Annotated in this window: 22 protein-coding genes and 1 pseudogene; 14 read left to right on the top strand and 9 right to left on the bottom strand. The window is 57.0% G+C overall.

From position 1 onward, the window contains the following. Window positions 1-522: 522 nt before the first annotated feature. The 10 genes from ACSQ3Q_RS25450 to ACSQ3Q_RS25495 all read left to right on the top strand — a co-directional run bounded on the left by ACSQ3Q_RS25450 (window position 523) and on the right by ACSQ3Q_RS25495 (window position 8,774). Window positions 523-1,023, top strand: a complete 501-nt coding sequence (locus ACSQ3Q_RS25450; protein WP_436137258.1) for a hypothetical protein — start codon at window positions 523-525, stop codon at window positions 1,021-1,023. 301 nt (window positions 1,024-1,324) lie between these two features. After that, window positions 1,325-1,678, top strand: coding sequence for a hypothetical protein (locus ACSQ3Q_RS25455; protein WP_436137259.1), 354 nt, complete (start codon window positions 1,325-1,327; stop codon window positions 1,676-1,678). 95 nt (window positions 1,679-1,773) lie between these two features. Continuing rightward, the gene (locus ACSQ3Q_RS25460; RefSeq protein ID WP_436137260.1) at window positions 1,774-2,013 is read left to right on the top strand and encodes a hypothetical protein; all 240 of its coding nucleotides are present in this window, start codon (window positions 1,774-1,776) and stop codon (window positions 2,011-2,013) included. 268 nt (window positions 2,014-2,281) lie between these two features. Then, window positions 2,282-2,776, top strand: a complete 495-nt coding sequence (locus tag ACSQ3Q_RS25465; protein WP_436137261.1) for a hypothetical protein — start codon at window positions 2,282-2,284, stop codon at window positions 2,774-2,776. Window positions 2,777-2,851: 75 nt separating this feature from the next. Continuing rightward, window positions 2,852-4,672, top strand: a complete 1,821-nt coding sequence (locus ACSQ3Q_RS25470) for a DUF4942 domain-containing protein (RefSeq protein ID WP_436137262.1) — start codon at window positions 2,852-2,854, stop codon at window positions 4,670-4,672. A 285-nt stretch (window positions 4,673-4,957) separates the two neighbouring features. Further along, on the top strand, window positions 4,958-5,632 hold the full coding sequence (locus ACSQ3Q_RS25475) for a hypothetical protein (protein WP_436137263.1): 675 nt from the start codon (window positions 4,958-4,960) through the stop codon (window positions 5,630-5,632). 67 nt (window positions 5,633-5,699) lie between these two features. Next, on the top strand, window positions 5,700-5,978 hold the full coding sequence (locus ACSQ3Q_RS25480; protein WP_436137264.1) for a hypothetical protein: 279 nt from the start codon (window positions 5,700-5,702) through the stop codon (window positions 5,976-5,978). After that, a complete protein-coding gene (locus ACSQ3Q_RS25485; RefSeq protein WP_436137265.1) occupies window positions 5,962-6,573 on the top strand; it encodes an AAA family ATPase in 612 nt (203 codons plus the stop codon). The genes ACSQ3Q_RS25480 and ACSQ3Q_RS25485 overlap by 17 nt, the downstream gene beginning before the upstream one ends. Before the next feature lie 99 nt (window positions 6,574-6,672). Continuing rightward, complete coding sequence (locus ACSQ3Q_RS25490; protein WP_436137266.1) at window positions 6,673-7,296, top strand: hypothetical protein; 624 nt, start codon at window positions 6,673-6,675, stop codon at window positions 7,294-7,296. A 413-nt stretch (window positions 7,297-7,709) separates the two neighbouring features. Further along, complete coding sequence (locus ACSQ3Q_RS25495) at window positions 7,710-8,774, top strand: tyrosine-type recombinase/integrase (protein WP_436137267.1); 1,065 nt, start codon at window positions 7,710-7,712, stop codon at window positions 8,772-8,774. 206 nt (window positions 8,775-8,980) lie between these two features. Here the strand turns inward: ACSQ3Q_RS25495 and ACSQ3Q_RS25500 are convergent, their stop codons facing one another. Further along, window positions 8,981-11,374: a tyrosine-type recombinase/integrase gene (locus ACSQ3Q_RS25500; RefSeq protein ID WP_436137268.1), complete on the bottom strand. Its 2,394-nt coding sequence runs from the start codon at window positions 11,372-11,374 to the stop codon at window positions 8,981-8,983. A gap of 301 nt (window positions 11,375-11,675) precedes the next feature. Between ACSQ3Q_RS25500 and ACSQ3Q_RS25505 the strand changes: the two genes are divergently transcribed. The 3 genes from ACSQ3Q_RS25505 (at window position 11,676) to ACSQ3Q_RS25515 (ending at window position 12,547) form a co-directional block, all read left to right on the top strand. Next, window positions 11,676-12,032: a hypothetical protein gene (locus tag ACSQ3Q_RS25505; RefSeq protein WP_436137269.1), complete on the top strand. Its 357-nt coding sequence runs from the start codon at window positions 11,676-11,678 to the stop codon at window positions 12,030-12,032. After that, the gene (locus tag ACSQ3Q_RS25510) at window positions 12,025-12,216 is read left to right on the top strand and encodes a hypothetical protein (RefSeq protein ID WP_436137270.1); all 192 of its coding nucleotides are present in this window, start codon (window positions 12,025-12,027) and stop codon (window positions 12,214-12,216) included. Before ACSQ3Q_RS25505 ends, ACSQ3Q_RS25510 begins: the two co-directional genes overlap by 8 nt. A 145-nt stretch (window positions 12,217-12,361) precedes the next feature. Further along, window positions 12,362-12,547, top strand: a complete 186-nt coding sequence (locus ACSQ3Q_RS25515) for a hypothetical protein (protein ID WP_436137271.1) — start codon at window positions 12,362-12,364, stop codon at window positions 12,545-12,547. Here ACSQ3Q_RS25515 and ACSQ3Q_RS25520 read toward each other — a convergent pair. Beyond that, the gene (locus ACSQ3Q_RS25520; protein WP_436137272.1) at window positions 12,544-12,846 is read right to left on the bottom strand and encodes a helix-turn-helix domain-containing protein; all 303 of its coding nucleotides are present in this window, start codon (window positions 12,844-12,846) and stop codon (window positions 12,544-12,546) included. The genes ACSQ3Q_RS25515 and ACSQ3Q_RS25520 overlap by 4 nt on opposite strands. 113 nt (window positions 12,847-12,959) lie before the next feature. On the opposite strand from ACSQ3Q_RS25520, the gene ACSQ3Q_RS25525 reads away from it, so the two are divergent. After that, the gene (locus ACSQ3Q_RS25525; protein WP_436137273.1) at window positions 12,960-13,412 is read left to right on the top strand and encodes an HAD domain-containing protein; all 453 of its coding nucleotides are present in this window, start codon (window positions 12,960-12,962) and stop codon (window positions 13,410-13,412) included. A gap of 294 nt (window positions 13,413-13,706) precedes the next feature. Here the strand turns inward: ACSQ3Q_RS25525 and ACSQ3Q_RS25530 are convergent, their stop codons facing one another. From ACSQ3Q_RS25530 to ACSQ3Q_RS25560, 7 genes and pseudogenes are all read right to left on the bottom strand, one after another. Then, window positions 13,707-14,708, bottom strand: coding sequence for a Tn3 family transposase (locus tag ACSQ3Q_RS25530; protein ID WP_436137274.1), 1,002 nt, complete (start codon window positions 14,706-14,708; stop codon window positions 13,707-13,709). Between the two features lie 217 nt (window positions 14,709-14,925). Then, window positions 14,926-15,198, bottom strand: coding sequence for a (d)CMP kinase (locus ACSQ3Q_RS25535; RefSeq protein WP_436137275.1), 273 nt, complete (start codon window positions 15,196-15,198; stop codon window positions 14,926-14,928). 4 nt (window positions 15,199-15,202) lie between these two features. Further along, entirely contained in the window at window positions 15,203-16,546 is a 1,344-nt protein-coding gene (aroA, locus tag ACSQ3Q_RS25540) for a 3-phosphoshikimate 1-carboxyvinyltransferase (RefSeq protein WP_436137276.1), read from the bottom strand. Between the two features lie 27 nt (window positions 16,547-16,573). Further along, window positions 16,574-17,461, bottom strand: coding sequence for a prephenate dehydrogenase (locus tag ACSQ3Q_RS25545; protein WP_436137277.1), 888 nt, complete (start codon window positions 17,459-17,461; stop codon window positions 16,574-16,576). After that, window positions 17,461-17,796 carry an aminotransferase class I/II-fold pyridoxal phosphate-dependent enzyme gene (locus ACSQ3Q_RS25550; protein WP_436137278.1) on the bottom strand — a complete coding sequence of 112 codons (336 nt, stop codon included), beginning with the start codon at window positions 17,794-17,796 and terminating at the stop codon, window positions 17,461-17,463. Before ACSQ3Q_RS25550 ends, ACSQ3Q_RS25545 begins: the two co-directional genes overlap by 1 nt. A 197-nt stretch (window positions 17,797-17,993) precedes the next feature. After that, window positions 17,994-19,541: an IS91-like element ISPps1 family transposase gene (locus ACSQ3Q_RS25555; protein ID WP_011117152.1), complete on the bottom strand. Its 1,548-nt coding sequence runs from the start codon at window positions 19,539-19,541 to the stop codon at window positions 17,994-17,996. 108 nt (window positions 19,542-19,649) lie between these two features. Next, window positions 19,650-20,255, bottom strand: a pseudogene (locus ACSQ3Q_RS25560) (FAD-dependent oxidoreductase); the annotation flags it as partial. Between the last annotated feature and the right edge of the window lie 187 nt (window positions 20,256-20,442).

Below are 20,442 nucleotides of genomic sequence, written 5' to 3' on the forward strand. Positions count from 1 at the left end.
TGCAATGCCTCAGTAATGGAGGGAATCCCCGATAGGCTGAGGATGCCACAGGATCTTGCACTCTTGAGCCGATCCGACGGGTAGAGGCCTACCCTTGCGCTGAGAAGTCGGCCGCTGCGCATATCCCGCGACTTGCGCTTGCTTCAGCAGCATAAGTCCGCTTTTGTCGTCGTGCGGCTGAGCCGCGAAGTTGAAACCTCATCGGAGCCCGATGGCGCCTGGTTGTGGCAGGGGGTTGTAAAGTACCATCTACCCCCCCCCCCGCAGAATGCAATATCATTGAGGCTGACACGCCTTCAACCGTGTGCCGCGACAAGGAAGTTTTGCCCAGGCCCTGGTTCATCCAGTAGCTTGGACAAAGAAGCTTTGTTCGATGTTGGGTAATCCTTCATCCTCATAACTCGTGGCCACGAGTCAAAAAACTGGCCATTTCAAACGGGGCTTGCCCTGTTAAACATCAACCTTTGCGGGGCGCTATTCCCCGTAGGGGCATGTGCTCTGCGCTTTTGCTAGGAGCACATCATGAAAAGTCGTTACTGGTTCCAGGCCCATGGCTTGGACTTTCAGGACTACCAAAACCGCCCGACCTATCGGGCACATTGCGTGACTGCGAAGTTCGCCGCCCTCGTACTGAGCGACAGTGGTGGCGGAGAGACCCATATCGGGCTTTCTCCTGCAGCCAGCCAGTTTCGCATGTTGCGCCCCTTCCGCTGCGAAGAGGCCAATGCACTCCGTTCCAAAGTCGCAAAGCGCGTGCTTACCGAGCGCAAGCGAATTCGCGTGTACGGAAAGCTCATGAGAGGCCTGCCGGCGCAGGACTTCCCCTGCGCGTACGTCCAGGCTCATCAAGAAGCCTCTAAGGCCCTTGCACGAGGCGACATCCGTGCCTACTCCGTGACGAGCTGTCCGGAGCGGGGCAGGGTGATCCAGTATGAATCGCACCAGGGCTGGCAACCAGATCCGGTCTACTGCGATTTCGATCCTGAAGACGATGGTGACATCAACTCCAGCAGCGCCTGGTAGTGGGTATGTTCGTCAAGCCTCAAAGGGAGCAGCGCTTCATCGCGCTGATCCGCGAAACATACAGCCAGCCCCCTCACGCGTTGATCGAGATCGCTCGCAACAAGGATCGCTACAGCGTTATCTTGCGTTCAGCCGCGCTTCGAAACCTCGTCAGCTCCTCCCCCACGGAACTGACCTTAGGTCGATGCTACGCAGAACGTCGCCGCATTGTCAGAGCCCACTACGGGATCTGATTTCACCCACCCATTCGGGCATCCGTGCCCTTGCGGCAGGGTGCCCGTCATCCCTCAGGAGACGAACAATGTCGAACGAAACACTGCTTCACAACCGCATCTATCAAAGCACTACTCAAATCGGACACTTCAACGTCCGCATCGTGCGCATGGGAGATGCCTATGGCCGCGACAACTGCTTGACACATGATGAGGACTCCCCCCTGGTGGAGTTCTATGACGCCAGGCAGCAAGACATATCGTTTGGACAGCTTGGTCAGTTCGTGAGCCGGTACTACTGCAAAACGATCCTCGAAGGCTCCTTCCCATGGGGCTTGTCATTGGACGGTGGCATTCCGCAATGGAGTGTCAGCAGCGCCGGCATGCGCCAAGTTCAAGAGTTCATCCAGAAAACAGAAGTGGCGCTCTCCGAGCAAAGCTGATCCCCGACCGCCCTGAACCATCTGGGCATTTTTTATAACCCATCCGGGCGCACCGCCCAATGGGCGGGTGTTCGGTGATTTCCGAGAGGATTCCCATGACCGACAACCACACCACAGCCACGCAATTGATCACTATTGATCAGCAGGCGCTGGCCATCCTCGTCGCATGCGCTTCGACCCATGTCGAAGATATCGAAACTGGACTGGCAGAAGGGCTCTATGAGAAGGCAGAGAACCAGGATCTTCCTGAAAAGCAGAAAGCCGTCCAAACGGCTGAGGCGCTGATCCGGTCCATGACTGAAAGCGCGAAGCATCTTGCTGCAGCGCTGACATAGCGGCCTTGCACTTCAGTTTGTGGCGAACCAAGCGACGCATGCTGACTTCGACCTCCACACGTCCCTCGTGTGGTGGTTTTCTTGAGTCCCTTAAGGGCAGGGGGCTCAAGAAAATCAAAATTGACTCCACCAGCGTAATGCTGATGGTCATAGGCCCGCTCGCCTGTCGAAAGACAAAGAGCAATTCATCCGAGGAATCGGTACACCAACCCTGACGGGCACCCGCTGCCCTATGGGCCGGTGCCTGTCTCTCAAAGGAGCAAGCACCATGAATAACACCCCCACCGAACTTGAAGCCTCCGCAGACCGCAACCTCACCGTTGCTACTCAGGCGATGCTTCAGTGCCTTGAAGGGATCAGAGACAGCCAGCCAGAATTGATCGCCGACCACATGCCGAAAGGCTGGGGTATGCATCGGATTCGGGATGCGTTCAAACAGCACCAGTCGCAGCAACGCGACGAAGCGAAGCGGATCGTTGATCAGCTGACCTACGGTGCGCAGCGAAGCAGCTGGGAACAGAGTGCTTCCTTCAAGTGGCAGTACGCCACTCTCACGATCCGCGGCCACGATCTGCGCGTGGGGGTCTCAACAGGCGGCGTAGTGTCGTTTGAGGGAGATCCGTTTGTACCGTCTTCACGAGTGCTGTGCACATCGCTAGAAACAGCCTGCCAATCGCTCAATGAGCGGTTGATGCGGATGGACAAGGCGGCAAGCGCAATGCGAAGTGCAACGGCGCCGGCAGCTGAAGTCTCAACGCTGTAAGGCTTTCATTTCAACCCACTGGGGAACCAAGTTCCCTCGTGGGGCTGGTTCCTCAATTTTCATTGGAGAACCAGTATGGACATTCAGTTTTATCCAACTCCCCAGCACTTGGCCAAGAAGCTGTGGTCGAAGTTCGTCACACCCGTTCAATGTGTACTCGAACCTCATGCGGGTGAAGGCCACATGATCACTGCGTACGAGGAATACTTTCCGGAGGTGCCGGACAACGATGCCGATGAAGATCTGTCAGAACTCCGCAGGCATATGAGGAGCGCGAAGGATCGGTATGGATCGCGGTCCTATCGCCGTACCGTGAAGTGGCACGCCTGCGAGATCAACGCGCAGAAGCATCCATTGCTTCAAGAGCTAGGTGCGCAGGTTGTCGGGCATGACTTTCTGCAGATGCAGAGCGCGGTCGTGTACTCACACATAGTGGCCAACCCTCCGTTTGCGGATGGAGCGCGTCACCTGCTGCACGCTTGGAAGATCCTGTACGCAGGGGAGATCGGCTGTATCTTGAATGCGGAGACCTTGCGCAATCCCTATACCGTCGAAAGGCAGTACCTCGCAAAACTGATTGAAATGCACGGTTCGGTTGAGTACCTGGCGGACCAATTCATGGGTGAGGGGGTTGAGCGGGAGACACCGGTTGAAATCGCATTGGTCTACCTTCGAAAGGAGGCGGAGCACGCGGTGAATATGGAGTCGATCCTCGACGGCCTAAAGCCGGATGAGTACAAGGCGGCCAATGAACCTGACACGCATCTGCTGAGCGCATTGGCCCTGCCAATGAACTTCGTGGATCGGGTTGTGATGGACTACGAAATCGCTGTGAAAGCAGCGAGACAGTACAGCGAATCAAATGCTGTGTTCGAGGCCGCGAAACAAAGGCTCGGACGCACTTTTGAGGAGATGCAATCCAAAGGGTTGGACGGGCTCGCACGCGAGCCTGCCCCTTCGGTAGAGAGCTTGATAAGGCAGGGATATGAGGAACACCTGGTGGCCATGCGTGAACGCGCGTGGGCTCAAGTGCTACGCTCAACTCAGCTTCTCAATAAACTCTCAAGCTCTGCTCAGCGCAACGTAGAGGCCCAGTTCAAAACGATCTCCAAACTGGAGTTCTCAAAGGTGAACATTCACGGGTTCTTTGCGGGGCTGATGGAGAGCATGGACTCTATCAACGCTGACATGGTTCTTGGGCTGTTCGACATGATCATGCAGCGGGACAGCGACAACTGCACCTTTTACAGGTCGTGGAAGTCGAACGAGAAGCACAAGGGAATGGCGATGCGCATCAAACGCACACGCTTCATCTTGCCGCTCATGCAGCATGAGTACACACGGACCAGACTCTCGTATAGCGCGGGGCAGGTTCTTGGCGATATCGACAAGGTTTTTCGACTGCTCCATGGGCGCCCAACGGAAGCTGGTGACGGGCTGCGCGAATGCCTATCTGTGGATGCAAACATGGTCGAAGCATCGCATGGGAAACGACTCGAAACCGAGTTCTTCGGTCTGCGCTATTACCCCGGGAAGGGGACCATTCACTTCTTCCCGAAATCTCAGGAAGTTGTGGAGCGCTTGAACCGGTACGTGGGAAAGATGCGCCAGTGGCTGCCTCCAGAAATGGACCAAGCCAACGATGATTTCCAACGCCAATATGAGGAAGCCGAAAAGCACACAGAGGCTTATCTCAAGGAGTATCGGAAATCGAGCTCCTACGCTTCGCATCCAGTCTATTTGCTCAATGTGAACAGGCGAGATGACGAAACAGCGAGTGATGCCGAAAAAATGACTCGCGCATTGACACTGGTACAGGACGATTTGGGCATCAAGCCCTTCGACTCCATCCAGGATCAATCAGCGCCACAGGCTCAACTTGCGTTGTGTATGTGATCGCTTGGCAGCAGAGGCTCACCTTTGGGTGGGTTTCTGCCGCTTTTCTACCCTCCGAGAAATTGGAGGGCTTTTCAGAGGGCTCTCTTGAGTCCTGCGAAAAGCAGATTCATCGCCTTGGCTTAGCGCCCTGGTTTGAAGCGGAGTTGACCGCGCCACCCGGCAATCAACATAACTCTACCCCGCGTAATGCGAGGTTTTTTCATCCCCTCATCAGTGGGGCTTCCCAACCGCAAGGAACATCCCTTGCGGGTGAACCTTGCGACATCAAAGTAAGGTTCAAAAATGACATATTTCCTTGGCCCAACGCCTTGTGACGAAGACTGCGCATCTATTGGTGACGTGTTTTTCCGAGAGGATTCGCGGATCGAAATCGCTGCCTATATCAATCAGCTGCGGCGCACCTTTGTGTTCCATACCGAGAAACCGGGTATTGCGTTCACCAAGCAACGCGAATCCCATGACTTCGGCGCCTACTTCGAGGCCGTTGCAGAACCATCCGGATTGGATTTTGTCGGCTTCAAGCTTGCAGAAATCATCGAAAACAACACCCCAACGGAATGGGATCTCGCTTCGATTCGGGAGATCATTAACGAATCGAAGGAGCGCTTTTTCGAAGCTCAGGACCTCCGCTTCGATGGTGTGTTTTCATGGATGGCCACCCCGATATCCTCCGTGCCACACGGTCGCCGCATGTTGGCGCTGATGCGTAAGGTGCGCGATGGAAAGCGGGTGACGACAAACGAAGTGTCTGCAAACCTGGCGCCTGATCCACAAGATCAAGCACCATCGGATTCAGATGCTCGCCGGCATGTCGCAGTTTTTGCCGATGCTAAGCAAAACGGTGAGACGTTCGACTTTGAATGCTCCGCAACCAGTCCCGAGCTGGCGGTGGAGCGGGCTAAAGAAGCGTTTCCCAATAGCGATCTTCTGATGCATTTCGCTGCAGACAAGATCTAACACCAACCCCGTGGGGCACTACCCCATCGTGGGCTTGGTGCCCCTCTTTCGTTTAGAGGAGTACCAAATGAACCATCGCTTTGCAGCAGGGTTGACCTTGACCAGGAAACCCAAACGATTTACCCTTCATCGCATGAGCAAAGCACGCGCAACTGCTTTCGGTTTGACTACTGACCAGCTGGCAGCAATTGCCAAGCAAGCCGGTAGAGACGCCGTTGCAGAGAACATCGAAGCGGGTGTAAGCACAACCGTTCTCATAGATGGTCGTGTTCAGAAGCTCGATGCCTCGGACCCACGTCTCCTTGAGCTCGTGAACGTTCGGAGCAGCAATGTCCGCGCGTCGTAGCGGACACAAAGAACCCCCTCTCCTCACAGTTTTTGCCGGACCTAACGGTTCCGGGAAATCCACACTGACCAAGACGCTCGCGTCACAGTCGCGCATTGGCATTCTTGTCAATGCAGACGATATCGCGGCTCGACTGGCCAGTGACAGTGGTTTGAAGATGGCCACAGAGGCAATGCAGTTTCAAGCCGCTATCGCAGCGGAGGAAATGCGCTGGTCTTTGTTGGCCCAAGGGGTCTCGTTCACTACAGAAACGGTCATGTCTGACCGTACACGGTGGTTCAAGCTCTTCAAGGATGCACGCTCGCGTGGATTCCGGATGAGCTTGTTCTTCGTGACCACCGCCGATCCTCAGATCAATGTGGACCGGGTAGCAGCTCGCGTCCAACATGGAGGTCATTCAGTTGACCCCGTGAAGATCGAGGCCCGCTACCGCAGGACACACGAAATCCTGCCTGAAGCACTTGCACTTTTTGATCACGCCTGGCTCTTCGATAACTCGTATGAGCTGGAGCTTGTTCTTGTGAAAGATGCAGATGGCCTGAGAGCGCATGTACCCGCCGAACGCGTGCCTGCTTGGGCGGCCGCCCTGATCTAGCCCTTCATGGGGCTCCAAGACCCCTTTGGGGGTCATTCTTTAACCCTGCGGGTGTAGCACCCGTTGGGTGCTCACCCGCTCCTTGTATTGGAGATTTTCATGAGCCAAACCTACTACCTCCCTGACAGCCCTTACGAGGACTGGCGTGGCAGTGAAGCGGGTGGTTATCGTCCTAGCCCACGTCAGCAGGCTCTCCTCGACGTGTACGCGTCCGCGAAACGGACGGGGCTTTTCTACACCTCGGATATTGTTGCGTTTGCGAGTACCAAGCTGGGCGTCAGTGCTGAGCTTCTTGCACGCTGCACAACAAATGTCGATGGAGGTGATTTCGCTTACGACGTGTATTTCGCAGGAAAGTGCTTTGGCGCCATGCAGCGTTATGAGAGCGTAAAGCGAGCAGCTGCAGATCTGTGCCACCTTCAAAAAGGCATGCAGCTCGGAACCTTGGTTTTCAACGATCACAAGCGTTGCACAAACGTCTGTGTCCACGAATCCAACTCACCAGAGAGCATCGTGCTGAAAGGCAAACGGGGCTCGTCAGTGGTTGGGATGGAAACAGATGCACTCAGCATCAAGCACGCAATAGAGCGGGCTGCAAGCAAGGGCTTGCGCAAAGACACCTTTGAGGCGTTGTCTTCGAGCCTTCGACCTGGCCAGGGCTCCGTGAAGGAGCTGAAGGCTCGCTGTTCCCTTCTGGATGAGAGCCAATCGGCCTTGTTTTAGTCTGCTCCGTTTTTCTGAGCATCATTGCCCTACGGCATAAGCCCCGATCCCACCATTTATGGTGTGCTCGGGGCTTTTTTATTTTCCGTCTTCACTTATCCTTCCTGCGCGAACGCTACATTCGCAGTCATTTGGATTACATGCCGAGGCCATAGCGCAGATGAAGAATGTCATCAGAATAGAGCTTGTACTTTGAATTTTCGTGATATTTCCGCTTTAGCAAACGGCAAACGGCATCTTTTTTGTATACCAGCCATCTGCCTGAGGAGCCATTCGACAATGGCTTGAGTCTCAGTTCCAAGAGGCCGGGAAATAGGACGACGCTCCTCGCCCAAAGCAGTATTTGTCAATTGTTGAATTGGCAATTCGGAACAAACAAATTACAATTGCCTCTTAAAGATCAGCATTGAAATATGGATAGCATCACTGCAGATGAGTTATTCGATGCGTGGCTAGCTCACAGCTCGGCTACAGACCGTGCGCCCATCGATAACGGGGAGTTCTACGGCCATTTTTGGAACACATGGAAAAAATTCCTCGGTGGCGAGGGCTTGAAGGTTCCTCGACCCCCCATTCATTGGCAAAGCGTCTCCCCGGTGGATATCGAAAGCTTTTTGAATAATGCCGTTAAAGAGCGCAAGAAAGATGCAGGGGTCAGCGAGATAACAAAGCGGCGCTACTGGAGGCTGTTGGAGCGTATTTATTCATTCGCCGTCGACAAGGGCTGGGTGAGCACCAACCCTGCGGCGGAAATGGTAGATAAACCCCTTCCCGAGAAACCCATCGGGGCAGTCATGACCTCGCATGTGTGGAGTCAAGCCCAAAAGGCCTTGGCAGTCACGGATGAGGAAGATGGGCCCCTTCCTTGGCGAAACCGCGCACTTTTACTCACCCTGTTTGAGCTCGGGCTCACGCCCTCTGAGGTTCGTGGCCTCACTCTGGATCGTGTTGTTCTGAGAGACCCATGGACAGGTTCGGGGGGCTATCTTGAGGTCGATGGCGAGGATGTGAAGTGGCAACGCCGACTTCCGCTGAGCGACAACCTCCGCACGGCACTGCAAGAGTGGATAGAAGTTCGCGCACTTGACGCGGGACACTCGAAGAGCGACGTGGTCTTCAGTTCGCGACGGGGCGGGGCGATGACAGACGAAAACTTGCTGGTGCTCGTTCGCAAGCACCTGATTTCTGCTGCTGAGGCCGCTGGCCAACCACCACCCGCGCGTCTTGGTCCCCAGATCATCCGGAATACGCGCCTCGTGTTCTGGCTTCACGACCGCGTACCAGTCGAGGAAGTTGTGAAGCGTGCGGGGCTCAAAAACTCCAAAGGCCTGTACCACCTCATCGACTACCTACCAGACGATGTTAGGTCGCAGATCCGCAACCAGCGCGATGACGTTCCGTCGGTGGACCTCCCCAAGCCTTCGTTGCGCGGGGTCTATGTGAAGCAGCCCTCCCTTTTCGCTGACGAACTTCAATGATCGACCGACAGCCATCGCGGTCTGTATCGTTGGGGCTCGCGCGCCCCATTGGATATACCGATCTTCTTCGCAGAGATATCCCAGGTTTCTGTGGATAACATGCCCTTTTGGGGCGAAGAATCGCGCCACTGTTGAGCTCAAGTACCTTGCCCGCTTTATGAGCAATGCGGGCAGTCCACGCGACAGTGCCGAAACTCGCTGTTCCGTCACACGCTGGTCTTGAGTTTGTCCACCGCCTTGATGCGGTCCCCCAGGTTCGCCTTCACATAGATGGCCGTGGTGTTGATGTTCTTGTGTCCCATCAGCTCTTTGACAATGCTCAGATCTCCCCCGGTCGCTACCAGCGCCTTGTGGGCGTAGGTGTGTCGGAGCCAATGGGTCGATGCGCGCATGAAAGGGCCGTCCGCTTCGCCTGATCTTTCACCGGCAGCGACAGAACACATCGCAAAAAATCCCTTGAGCACGTGATAGAGCATGTGACTGGACAAGGCGCCGTGCTCATTGACTGTGTATTTCAGCTTGCCGGCCTGCGCCACGCGCTCGATCTCGATGGTCGGCAGCGCCGCGTTCCTTCGCACAGCTTGATCTGCGCGTTTGATGGCCAGCTTCTTGTCCTTGGCCGAGATCCACCGGTCGTCGAGCACACCTATCAGCGGCTGGTCCGCGGGCTTAACTTGTTTGAACAGGCTGAGCTTGCCTTGCGCCATCAGCTCTTCTCGATCCGCACGATGCTCGCGAAGCGCTTCCATCGTGGCAGCGTTCAAGGGAACCCTGCGTTTGCGTTTTCCCTTGCCCAAGACCTCCAGCACGCGGGACTCGGACCCGTGATCGAGTTCGCGGTCAGTTTGCACGTGCGACCATCGCGCCTGTGCCACCTCCGCCCGCCGCAAGCCCGCGTTTTCGATAAGACGGAACAACGCGCGAAGCCGCCGTTTCGCGGGGCCCTCCGGAAGTTCTGCGAACGTCGCACCGACCACCTGCAGGTCAGCCTCGGTGAACGAACGGAACACATCCATAGTCTCCTCGTCGCGCTTTTGGCCGTGCACGGCCAGGCTCGCGTTGGCGGTGATGTATTTCGACTCGACCCAATGCGTGAACATAGAGCGGATGGCGGCAAATGTGACGTTCAGGCTCTGCGAGTTCAATGGACCACGCAACGGCCTCCACTTGGAGGTTTCCTTTTGGGCTGGTCCCTTGGACTGCTGCACCCAATCCTCGGGCGGGTCTACCAGAAACTGCTTGAAATCGAAGAAGTCCTCCTGAGCCAGCGAGGACAAGGTTTGCCGGCGCACATGTACGGCCCAGAGAATCAAACGCTCGATGGCGCGCCGATAGGCTTCTTGCGTGTGAGGTGACTTCTCCTTGATGGATTTAAACCAGGCCGACACAGCCTCGCGGTCATTGTTCGCATTCATCGTGTTGGCCACGCGCGTGCGAAACGCTCCATACTTGCCGTCCAGCTCTGCGGGCCAAATCATCTTGTCCAAGGGCAAAAGAACGCTGGTGACTTCGACCTGCAGCTCTCGGGCCTGGGAGAGACCAGGGAGCCGGGAAAGTCCCGCTGAGGGAGCAAGGTTCCAACGCTGAATCCAGGCCAATAGATTGTTCGCTCGTTTTGCTCCGTAGCCGGGGATGTCGTCAAACCAGCTTTCTCCCTTCAACGAGATCCAGTCCACCAGGTTGCCCACAGTGATGACGCCGGCTTTGCCCAGCGCCTCCATCTGAGCGCCCGACATGATCACCCACTGCTCCACACGATGCGCGCGTTCGGGCTTGGTGCCCAAATGCTCATCGAGCCAGTTGATCGCCTGGAGCACATTCGCCATGCGCTCGGCCGCGCTTCGTGCCTCGGTTAGCACGTGCGCGGGCTCAACAGGGAGAACGGTGGTCGACGCCTCGGTCGGAAGCGCAATTTCTGCCTGCTTTGGCGCCGTGGCGGCTGCAGGGTCGGGCAGGGCGGCAGCAGTTTCAAGCAGCAGCGCCTCGTACTGCTCGATCAGCTCAGCCTCAGAAAACATGTCCTCGTCGAACTGAGCCGCAAACTCTTCCAGCGTTGGCGGCTTTGGCGCCAGTGCCGCCACCGGCGCCGGCATGGTCGTCATCGCATCGCCAAGCGTCACCGCGGTCGGTTTTAGGGCACCGGGCTCACCAGCCATAACGCGCGGCTCATCGACCACGATGGTCTGGTGGTCCCTGAGAACCCTCACCATAGCGCGGGCCTCCTGCGACTGAGCGATCCCGTGCGCAGCCGCCTCGATGCGGTCAAGAAGCTCCTGGTACTTTTTGATCAGGGCTGGGCGCTCGGGCGCGCGACCTGGCCACAGCAGATACTGGCGCGATGCCACGGTGAGATCCACCCCTTGGGCGACCGCGCGCAGCATGGCGAACTCGTCGGCCGTCGCGTTGTGATGGGCAATCTTGGTACGCGCACCTGGTGGGCGCCCGCGCCGGCGCGGCGCTGGCTTGGCGCTCTGCGGGGGTTCCAGCGGCTGGCCACCGTCAGCATCCACGGCCGCGAGCTTTCCTGCTTCGGCGATGGGGCCGTTTTCGGCGGGGGATTGCGCTTGTGGAAATTGGGGCGTAGAGTGAGCCATGGTCATTGAAAATGCATTGTCAAAATTCACTGCCAGCTGGGCAACCGGTACAACTAAGCGTTGAGAAAAGAGGCGAATTTCGAGGCCTCTATTTTTTGATGCTCATTTAATCCACCATAACTATCATTATGAAATAGTGAACGTTAAATGTAAACGGGCCGTGTCCCTCGGCCCGATGGCGCAGTGTGAACCTAAATTTCTTCGGTGTCCATAGGCTTGTCGTCCGCCATCGATCTTTCGGAAAATCCGTTTTGTACATGCCAGGGCTGATATGTATGATTGAGCATGTACAAATTTGGTCTGCACCATGCTCAACTTCAAAAGCGGCTCCTTTTCAGATCTGGCCAACACCCCCATGGGCGCAGACCTCTGGGCATTGATGACAGCACCCGAATCTCTTATTCGCCTGGAAACAGCGACCTATCTCGGTAGGCCTGCCGTCGAGGGCCTCCAGCCTCAGCTGCTTGCAGCGTTCGGCGAAGTCATCCGCCAGGACCGCTGGAAACAGGTAACCGGAGCAATGGCCAGGCAAGTGATGGAGTACCTGGGGTATCAGTTCGTCCGCTCTGGGGTGAAGATCAAAGTGAAGGATCTCTTCAGCACGGGCGCCACCTACGTGAAGCGCAACACACCGGCTGCGAATGGAGATGAACTCAATGCTTAAACGCCTGAAGCCCACGGTAGTGAGGACGGACGCTGCTGGCCTCGCCGCCTTCCAGGGTGACGCGCTGCTGGTGTTGGAGATCTCCAAGGGCGAGATTGAGACGGGCAACATCGCGAGCGCGCTGGAGCGCTTGCACTCAATCGCTGAATCCAGAGAGACGGCCTTGCGCGGATGCGCTGGATGACAACCACCTTTTGGTGGTGTCAAACCAGTTCCGAGACCTTCTGTCTGGCGTGGGTTGGAGTGGAGATCATGATCCCGCTCGCGCTGCCTTACCGCTCACCCTATTGCTTCTGACCAAGGCGGGTGCCAAACGGTCAGGAGACAGCTTGGAAATGGGGCTGGAAACTTTGCAAGAAGCACTGTGCTTGCTCAGCACTGCCGTGGATCGGGAGATCGTCAATCGGATGCTGCAACGCCAAGATGCCATTCCGATTGGCACCGGCCTGATACAAGGCCTACAAATGCTGGTACAGCACGCCCAGGAGCACGCCGATTCGGAATGCCACGCCTAGTCTGACACCAAGCCCTTGAAATCCGCAATGACTGTCTGGAGGATCTCATTGACGGAGGCGGCGTCTAGACCCGGGCAGTATGCGGCAGCGACCAGGGTCAATGGATGAATCTGCATCTGCTCGGCCAACACCTCAATGGTTCGGACACTGGGTACTTGATGTCCTTGCTCAATGCGACTGATATGTCGTCGGCTCGTGGCCACCAACATGTCTTCCTGGACCAAGCCACGTGCCGCGCGCAACTGCTGCAACGCTCGACCAAAGTCGGCTTGGGGTGGGACACGCTTTCGGGAAGACATTCCCCCGATTTCCGCCCAATGAGACTAAAAAGACCACGACCAACTAGTCTCATTGGCTCTCTCACTTCGTAGAAATCTCTTCCCTGTTGGAAATCTGATTCTGAACTAGCGCTGTGCCCATCCTGTTTCTAGATTTTGATGGCGTCTTGCACCCAGAGCATTGCCATGAGTCGAAGCACTTCTGTTGCCTACCCTTCTTGGAAGATGCGGCACGGCAGGTGCCTGAGTGCAAGGTGGTGATCACAAGCACCTGGCGGCTGGAACAACCATTTGAGGCTCTTGTGCAAAGGTTTTCCCCGGACGTAGCCGCCATGATCGAAGGCGTCACCTCTAGATATAGCGATCTAACGACCATCCCAGATACGCTGGTTGGATACGAGCGGCAGGCGGAGTGTCATGCCTGGCTTTGGGCCAACGACGTGCCGCATCGCAGCTGGGTGGCTGTGGATGATCGGTCATGGCTTTACAGGCCTTTTTGCAAGTCGTTGTTTTTGGTCAATGGGCTCACAGGGCTCACGCCAACGTCCGGTGCGCACTTGACGTCTCGACTTCAATGTCTTTCGTGAAATACATCTCGATCTAGAAACCAAGGCAAGGATCAAGGTCACGGCAGGACCCGACCCGCTTTTGGATTGATTCAGAGCCAGGTTGGATCACTTCTCGATGGTGTGGCACAACGCGGAAAAGTGATCGTTTCGGCACGGCTTCCGAATGTCCGGCGCTAACTCTACTTTCCGGTTTTGCAAGAAATAAATGAAAACACGAAATGGCTATCACCGCTAAGTTGTTGATTCATATAGAGCAGCTTTCCGATTTTGCAAAGAAAAAATTAAAAACGGAAATGCGATGCGTTTTTGACATCAATTGGCGCGGGACCGTTTTGGCGGGTTTTGGCCCCGCAGGAGCACGCTGGCATACCGGTCAACGCTAAAGCTCATCAGGCCCCGAAAATTGATATGCCCGAAGTGCACTGGACCGATGCACCGAACAACGTTGTCTTCAATGCGTTGTCCACCAGCCTTGAGTCGGTCTACGGTTTCTTGCAACTTCATCGTGTTCCAGCCAATCACCATGTTTGTGAGCAGCGCGTGAGCGCCCGAGATGGACTTAAGTTCATCGCGGCGCCGGCCGCGTTCCGCAGTGACGCGCCCGTAGTAGATGGCGCGTTGCAACAAGTGAACCGATTCGCCACGATTGAGCAGGGTGCGGATCTCTCGCCTGAACACCTCATTGGTGAAGTAGTCGCACAAAAACACGGAGCGCAGCAAGCGGCCATACTGGTCGAGACAGCGGCGCACGTCGTCTCCAGCGGCGGCGCTGCCGTGGCGAGCCAATGCCCAGGCAACGCTGACCCGTCCTGACTTGATTGAGGCAATGAGTCGCATCGCTTGATCCCAACCGTCACGGATGGCTTTTTCGGTGATCGTGGGAATTGCCACTTTCTCCAGGGCCTCAGGCACCTGAATCGAGCGTGGCGTCCAGATTTTGCGGTCGGGCAGGCCTGCCAGCTGCGGACACAAATCGAACTTCAGCAGCTTGGCCACGCTCATGCCGGAGTAGGTATAGCCGTGTGTATCAACCGCCAGAAGATCGACTTTGATGCGGTCCTCACTGTTGTCAACAAGGGCGCTCTCGTCGGCATAGGGAAACCCGACGTCCACGAGTCGCTGGTGGATGTCATGCAACTCAACGAAGTGACCGGATATGACCCCCGCTCGGCCCCACTGCCAATTCTGGACCAAGGCCTGAAGATAGACTTTCAGCAGATGTCCCTGTGTCAATGAGTCGAGCCATCGGCGCGTACGGTGCTCTCTCTCAAGTGCGTCCTTCCTGGATTTATCGAGTTCATCAAGCTCGACCATCCCGCGGCATGCTGGGGTATTAGGGGTCTCCTCGTTTTCAGTGCAATAAGTGACGGTACGAAAAGCTAGCACTGGCGCGGAGGTGGTGTTGGTAGATCGTTGATTTCATTGACTTTCCTGTTCACTTTCAAATCTGCGATTCGTGGCGTCAAACCGTGGTCGGTTTCATCCATTGGTGCCAGTTATCGATGCATTTGGCCGCGAAGGCAGGATTTGGTCAGGCTTCGGATACATCGTGGCCGTTGAGCAGTACTTTGTCGCCCTGGAACTGCACGGGCAAGTTCGCAGCCATGGCGATGATTTGCTGCAAATTGACCTGATTTTCAGGATTCAAGCCCTGCCGGGCTGCAGCCACTGCCAACACGCGGTAAATGGCGCCACTGTCCAGGTAATGAAAACCCAGTTCGGCAGCCACCAACGCTGCCACAGTGCCTTTACCCGACGCGGTGGGTCCATCAATGGCGATCACAGGACAAGTTGAGCGGTTCATTGCATTAACCTTTGCGGACTGACTGCACCCGCATGCCCAGGGAATTGGCCAAATCCACAAACCCCGGAAACGAGGTGTCTACGGTTTGTGCGCCATGAATCACCATGGTGCCTTCAGCGCGGATGGCCGCCACGCTGAATGACATTGCTATGCGGTGGTCGCCCTGCGATTCAATGCTGGTGGCCTTGTAACGCACACCTTCCAGGTGGCCCGCTCCTTGAATAATCATGCCGTCTTCAGTAGGCTCTGCATCAATGCCGCACTTTTGAAGCCCGTGCGCCATCACGGCGATCCGGTCTGATTCCTTTACACGCAATTCTTCGGCGCCTGTCAGCACTGTGCGCCCTGTTGCATTGGCAGCCGCCACAAACAAAACCGGGAATTCATCAATCGCCAAAGGCACCAAGTGCTCCGGAATCTCAATACCTTTCAAAGCAGCGCTTCGGATTCGCACATCGGCCACGGGTTCGCCACCCACCTCGGCGTGGTTGCTCAGTTCAATGTTGGCGCCCATCAATTTCAAAATGTCGATCACACCGGTGCGGGTGGGATTCATGCCCACATGTTTCAAGGTGATGTCGGCTTGGGGTGCAATCGAGGCCGCAACCATGAAAAATGCAGCCGATGAAATATCGGAAGGCACATCGATTTTTGTGGCCTTTAAAATTTGCCCGCCTTTCACGCTGGCCCTGGGGCCTTCGGTGATCACCTCAACGCCGAAGCCACGCAACATGCGCTCAGTGTGATCGCGGGTAACAGCCGGCTCGGTGACGGTGGTGGTACCTTCGGCATACAGGCCGGCCAGCAATACGCAAGACTTCACTTGGGCCGATGCCATGGGCAGCACATAATCAATTGCCTGCAAGGTGGTGCGGCCATGAACATGCAGGGGCGGGCGACCGCCTTCCTGCGCTTCAATTCGGGCACCCATCAGCACCAGGGGGTCGATCACACGCTTCATGGGACGCTTGCCTAGGCTGGCGTCGCCAGTCAGCATGCAATCAAAATCCTGCCCGGCCAGCAAACCCGACATCAGGCGCATGGACGTGCCCGAGTTGCCGCAATCCAGCACCTCGCGCGGGGCTTTCAAGCCATGCATGCCAACACCATGCACTTTCACCTTGCCGCGATCTGGCCCTTCAATACTCACACCCAGGGCGCGGAATGCATTCATGGTGGCCAGTGCGTCTTCGCCCTCCAGAAAGCCGTCCACCTCGGTGGTGCCTTCCGCAATCGAGCCCATCATGATAGCCCGGTGGGAAATTGACTTGTCGCCTGGCACACGCGCCGAACCCGACATGTGTTGGGTGCTGCTGGCGTGAAATTCGATCAAATTCAAATCTGACATGACAATGTATCCGCTTAGTTTTGGCGATCAATGGTGTTTCCAGGCGCTACGGTAGTCCGCAGCTTGCCCCAGAATTCGTTCCAGTGTGGTGCGGTCACCGCTCTCAATGGCCGTGCGCAGGCTTGCAATATTGGCCTCGAATTTGCCCAGCATGGTGAGGAGGGCCGCGCTGTTGTTTTGAAAAATATCAGCCCACATTTCAGGTGAACTGGCTGCAATGCGGGTGAAGTCTCGATAACCGGCCCCGCCCTCTTTCATGAACTCGGCACCTTTGGGATGGCTCAACACGCTGGACACATAGGCAAAGGCCAGTAAATGTGGCAAATGACTGACTGCACCAAACATTTCATCATGGTCCATTGCATTCATGGTGCTGAGTTTGGCACCAATGCCCAGCCACAGATTTTCAACTTTTTTCTGGCCGCTGGCACTGGTTTGTTCCAGCGGACACAGCACGCAATTTTTGCCCTCAAACAGATTGGCCACTGCAGCAGCAGGGCCATGCGACTCACCGCCCGCAATCGGGTGGGCCAATACAAATCTGGACTTCAGTCCTGGAAACTGTTTTTCAAGCTCGTCCAGCATCACAGCCACATCCGACTTGGTACTGCCTGCGTCGAAAATCAGGCAATTCGGTGGCAAGGATGGCAGAAATTGGGTCAGCACCTGCTTGTACTGACGAACGGGTATGGACAACACCACCGCATCCACATTGCGTACGTTTGAGTCGCCTGGGCCAGCAATGCATTCATCCACAATACCCAGTTTAAGTGCTTCATGGGCTGTTTCCAGTTTACGTGAATAACCCAGCACATGCCCCACCAAACCCTTTTTCCTGGCAGCAAGGCAGATGGATCCACCAATCAAGCCCACACCAATGGCAAGCATGCGATTGAAGACAATACCTTTGGCCATTACGACGCCTTCATGGCGGTCAGCGCCTTGGGCAATGCCGTCAAGAATGCTTCGTTTTCATGGGGCAAGCCGATGGAGACACGCAGCCACTCCGGCAGGCCGTAGCCATTGACCGGGCGCACAATGACACCCATGCGTTGCAGGGCGTCAAATACTTTCATGCCGGCGTCTGGCGTACTGCCCGCCCTGAACAACACAAAATTGCCATATGAGGGCACGTACTCCAGGCCCAGCAACTTCAAGCCATTTTGTATTTGCGCCAAACCCTTCAAGTTCACTTCATAGGTTTTCTGCAAAAATTCCTGGTCGTCAATGGCGGCTTCAGCAGCAGCCAAAGCCAGCGAACGGATAGGAAATTCAACCGCATGAGGCCAAGTATGGCACGAGTTTTGGGCCTCGAAACACGTTCGGCCAAGGAAGGTTGAGCGCTCGCTTGCCGCTCAATGGCAAGAGCTTGGGAGGCAGTATGCATTTGGGCCTGGCGCGCGCGCAGCTGCTTCCCCGCAGCGATGGATACCGCCGCTTCACTGGGTCACCAATTGACGCGCTGGTCTACCTCGTCGGGTTGAGCTGCCAGATCCCAATCCGGCTCGCCTTGCGCACCATCATCCACCGGCGCGTCGCAGCCCTCCCACAGCGGTGGCCCGCGTGCCGGGGTGATGTGCGGGGGGGCAGACTCCACCCCGATGTGGTTCAGGATGTGGCGGATTTCGGCGCTGTGGGTGATGAAGGCAATGATGCGCATCTGCCCACCGCACATGGGGCACAGCAGCGGAAATGCCTCGTAGATGCGGGCAATCAGCACCGCCCACAAGTAATGCGCCGCTCGCTTCGGGCGTGCTTCAGGTTCGGGTGTGGGTGTGGCCGCGTTGCCCGGCGCCGCCACCCCAGGTACGCCCGCGCCAGGTTGTGCAGTCTCCACCGTGGCTGGTTGCGACGCAGCAGGCTGAGCCAGCGCCGTTACCGCCGCTCTCAGCGGCGAGTTTGGTGCCAGCACACCAAAGTAGCGGTGCCGGTGGGTGCGTGGCGGTGGCACCAGCGCGGCGATGCGGTCGATCAGTTCCAGCGGTGTGAGGTGCAGCTCATCTGCCTTGGCACCACGCTTGTCACTGGTGGGCTCGCTGCGCTGTTTGGCACAGCGGTACACCAGTTTGCTTCCCTCTTTGCGTAGGCGCTCCATGGAAAACGGTGGACGCGCGCAATAGCGCAGCAGCCGCTCCAGCGCAGCGCGGTCGTGGGCTTCGATGCAGACACCGGCGTCCACCGAGAAGCCGCTGTGTTTGTAGCCCAGCATGTCTTTGGCGTCACAGTTCTCCAGCAGGCCCCGAGCAACGAAGGCGCGCAGGATGCGTTTTTGCAGTGTGGTCTGCACTGGGGCCACGGTAGCCGCATCGATGCCGGTGGCCGCGTGAAAGATGACACCCGGCGATGAGATTCGAGGGGTCGCATCAGCATCGCCCTCGCCCTCCACTTCCTCAAACACCCCGTCCACCACACAAACGTGGAAGTGGACGTGTTCATTGAGGCTGGAGCCGAATCGGTGAATGAAGGCGATGGCACCGATGTGCAGGCCTGCCTTGTCCATATGGGCCGCACCGGGGCTGTGGGTCTGCAGAGTTTGTGCGATCACCCGCAGAAAGATGCGCAGCACCATGCTCAGCACCGCTCCGTCGCGTTGCATGAAGTACCGCAACCTCTTGGGCACGGAGAGCACCCACTGGCGCACCGGCAGGCGGGGGAAAACGTGGTCGCTCAGGTGTGCCGCCGTCTCCACCATCCGCCGCGTGGTGCACGAGGGGCAGACTCCCCGGCCTTTGCAGGAGAAGGCTACAAAGTAGTCGTGCCCACAGTCGCCGCAGCGAGCGCGGGCAAAGCCATGGGCAAAGATGCCGCACTCAAGATACTTGGCAAACGCTTTGCGCACGAAGGGCTTGGGGGTGTGGTGGTCGCCCTGGCCGTCGAACTGACCCGCGCTGGCCAACTCTAGCCAGGTCTCGTAGTGCTCGGCTACCATTTGGTAGAGCAGCGTGCGTTCGGGGTGGCGTGGGTTGTAGAGCTTGGGCTTGGAAGTGGCTGACATGAATACTGTACAAATGCACAGTATTCTGCGGCGATTGTTTGGGTACGCAAAGCACAAGGCCCGAACCGTCGCCAGTTCGGGCCTTGTCAGGGTAGCTTGGCTGCGGACTTACTTGCGCGCAGGCGGCACATCCGTGCAGCTGCCATGCGCCACTTCCGCCGCCATGCCGATGCTCTCGCCCAGCGTCGGATGCGGGTGGATGGTCTTGCCGATGTCGACAGCGTCCGCACCCATCTCGATGGCCAGGGCGATCTCGCCGATCATGTCGCCCGCATGCGTGCCGACCATGCCGCCGCCCAGGATCTTGCCGTGGCCCCGGCCAGCATGGCCGTCTCCTGATCCTGCTTCGGGGCTGTCGTCGAACAGCAGCTTGGTGACGCCTTCGTCGCGGCCGTTGGCAATGGCGCGGCCCGAGGCCGCCCAGGGGAACAGGCCCTTCTTGACCTTGATGCCCTGCTGCTTGGCCTGGTCTTCGGTCAGGCCCACCCAGGCCACTTCGGGGTCGGTGTAGGCCACGCTGGGGATCACGCGGGCGTTGAAGGCGGCGCTGGCCAGTTCCTTGTTGCCCTGCAATTCGCCGGCGATCACTTCCGCCGCCACATGCGCCTCGTGCACCGCCTTGTGCGCCAGCATGGGCTGGCCCACGATGTCGCCGATGGCGAAGATGTGCGGCACATTGGTGCGCATCTGGATGTCCACGTTGGGGTCTCCTCGTTTTCAGTGCAATAAGTGACGGTACGAAAAGCTAGCACTGGCGCGGAGGTGGTGTTGGTAGATCGTTGATTTCATTGACTTTCCTGTTCACTTTCAAATCTGCGATTCGTGGCGTCAAACCGTGGTCGGTTTCATCCATTGGTGCCAGTTATCGATGCATTTGGCCGCGAAGGCAGGATTTGGTCAG

The sequence above is a fragment of the Acidovorax sp. LjRoot129 genome (assembly GCF_964253765.1).
Classification (GTDB): domain Bacteria; phylum Pseudomonadota; class Gammaproteobacteria; order Burkholderiales; family Burkholderiaceae_C; genus Acidovorax.

Bases quoted from the DNA above. Each gene is read 5' to 3' on its own strand.
- ACSQ3Q_RS25450 (WP_436137258.1), top strand. From the start codon at position 523: ATGAAAAGTCGTTACTGGTTCCAGGCCCATGGCTTGGACTTTCAGGAC.
- ACSQ3Q_RS25455 (WP_436137259.1), top strand. From the start codon at position 1,325: ATGTCGAACGAAACACTGCTTCACAACCGCATCTATCAAAGCACTACT.
- ACSQ3Q_RS25460 (WP_436137260.1), top strand. From the start codon at position 1,774: ATGACCGACAACCACACCACAGCCACGCAATTGATCACTATTGATCAG.
- ACSQ3Q_RS25465 (WP_436137261.1), top strand. From the start codon at position 2,282: ATGAATAACACCCCCACCGAACTTGAAGCCTCCGCAGACCGCAACCTC.
- ACSQ3Q_RS25470 (WP_436137262.1), top strand. From the start codon at position 2,852: ATGGACATTCAGTTTTATCCAACTCCCCAGCACTTGGCCAAGAAGCTG.
- ACSQ3Q_RS25475 (WP_436137263.1), top strand. From the start codon at position 4,958: ATGACATATTTCCTTGGCCCAACGCCTTGTGACGAAGACTGCGCATCT.
- ACSQ3Q_RS25480 (WP_436137264.1), top strand. From the start codon at position 5,700: ATGAACCATCGCTTTGCAGCAGGGTTGACCTTGACCAGGAAACCCAAA.
- ACSQ3Q_RS25485 (WP_436137265.1), top strand. From the start codon at position 5,962: ATGTCCGCGCGTCGTAGCGGACACAAAGAACCCCCTCTCCTCACAGTT.
- ACSQ3Q_RS25490 (WP_436137266.1), top strand. From the start codon at position 6,673: ATGAGCCAAACCTACTACCTCCCTGACAGCCCTTACGAGGACTGGCGT.
- ACSQ3Q_RS25495 (WP_436137267.1), top strand. From the start codon at position 7,710: ATGGATAGCATCACTGCAGATGAGTTATTCGATGCGTGGCTAGCTCAC.
- ACSQ3Q_RS25500 (WP_436137268.1), bottom strand. From the start codon at position 11,374: ATGACCATGGCTCACTCTACGCCCCAATTTCCACAAGCGCAATCCCCC.
- ACSQ3Q_RS25505 (WP_436137269.1), top strand. From the start codon at position 11,676: ATGCTCAACTTCAAAAGCGGCTCCTTTTCAGATCTGGCCAACACCCCC.
- ACSQ3Q_RS25510 (WP_436137270.1), top strand. From the start codon at position 12,025: ATGCTTAAACGCCTGAAGCCCACGGTAGTGAGGACGGACGCTGCTGGC.
- ACSQ3Q_RS25520 (WP_436137272.1), bottom strand. From the start codon at position 12,846: ATGTCTTCCCGAAAGCGTGTCCCACCCCAAGCCGACTTTGGTCGAGCG.
- ACSQ3Q_RS25530 (WP_436137274.1), bottom strand. From the start codon at position 14,708: ATGGTCGAGCTTGATGAACTCGATAAATCCAGGAAGGACGCACTTGAG.
- ACSQ3Q_RS25535 (WP_436137275.1), bottom strand. From the start codon at position 15,198: ATGAACCGCTCAACTTGTCCTGTGATCGCCATTGATGGACCCACCGCG.
- aroA (WP_436137276.1), bottom strand. From the start codon at position 16,546: ATGTCAGATTTGAATTTGATCGAATTTCACGCCAGCAGCACCCAACAC.
- ACSQ3Q_RS25545 (WP_436137277.1), bottom strand. From the start codon at position 17,461: ATGGCCAAAGGTATTGTCTTCAATCGCATGCTTGCCATTGGTGTGGGC.
- ACSQ3Q_RS25555 (WP_011117152.1), bottom strand. From the start codon at position 19,541: ATGTCAGCCACTTCCAAGCCCAAGCTCTACAACCCACGCCACCCCGAA.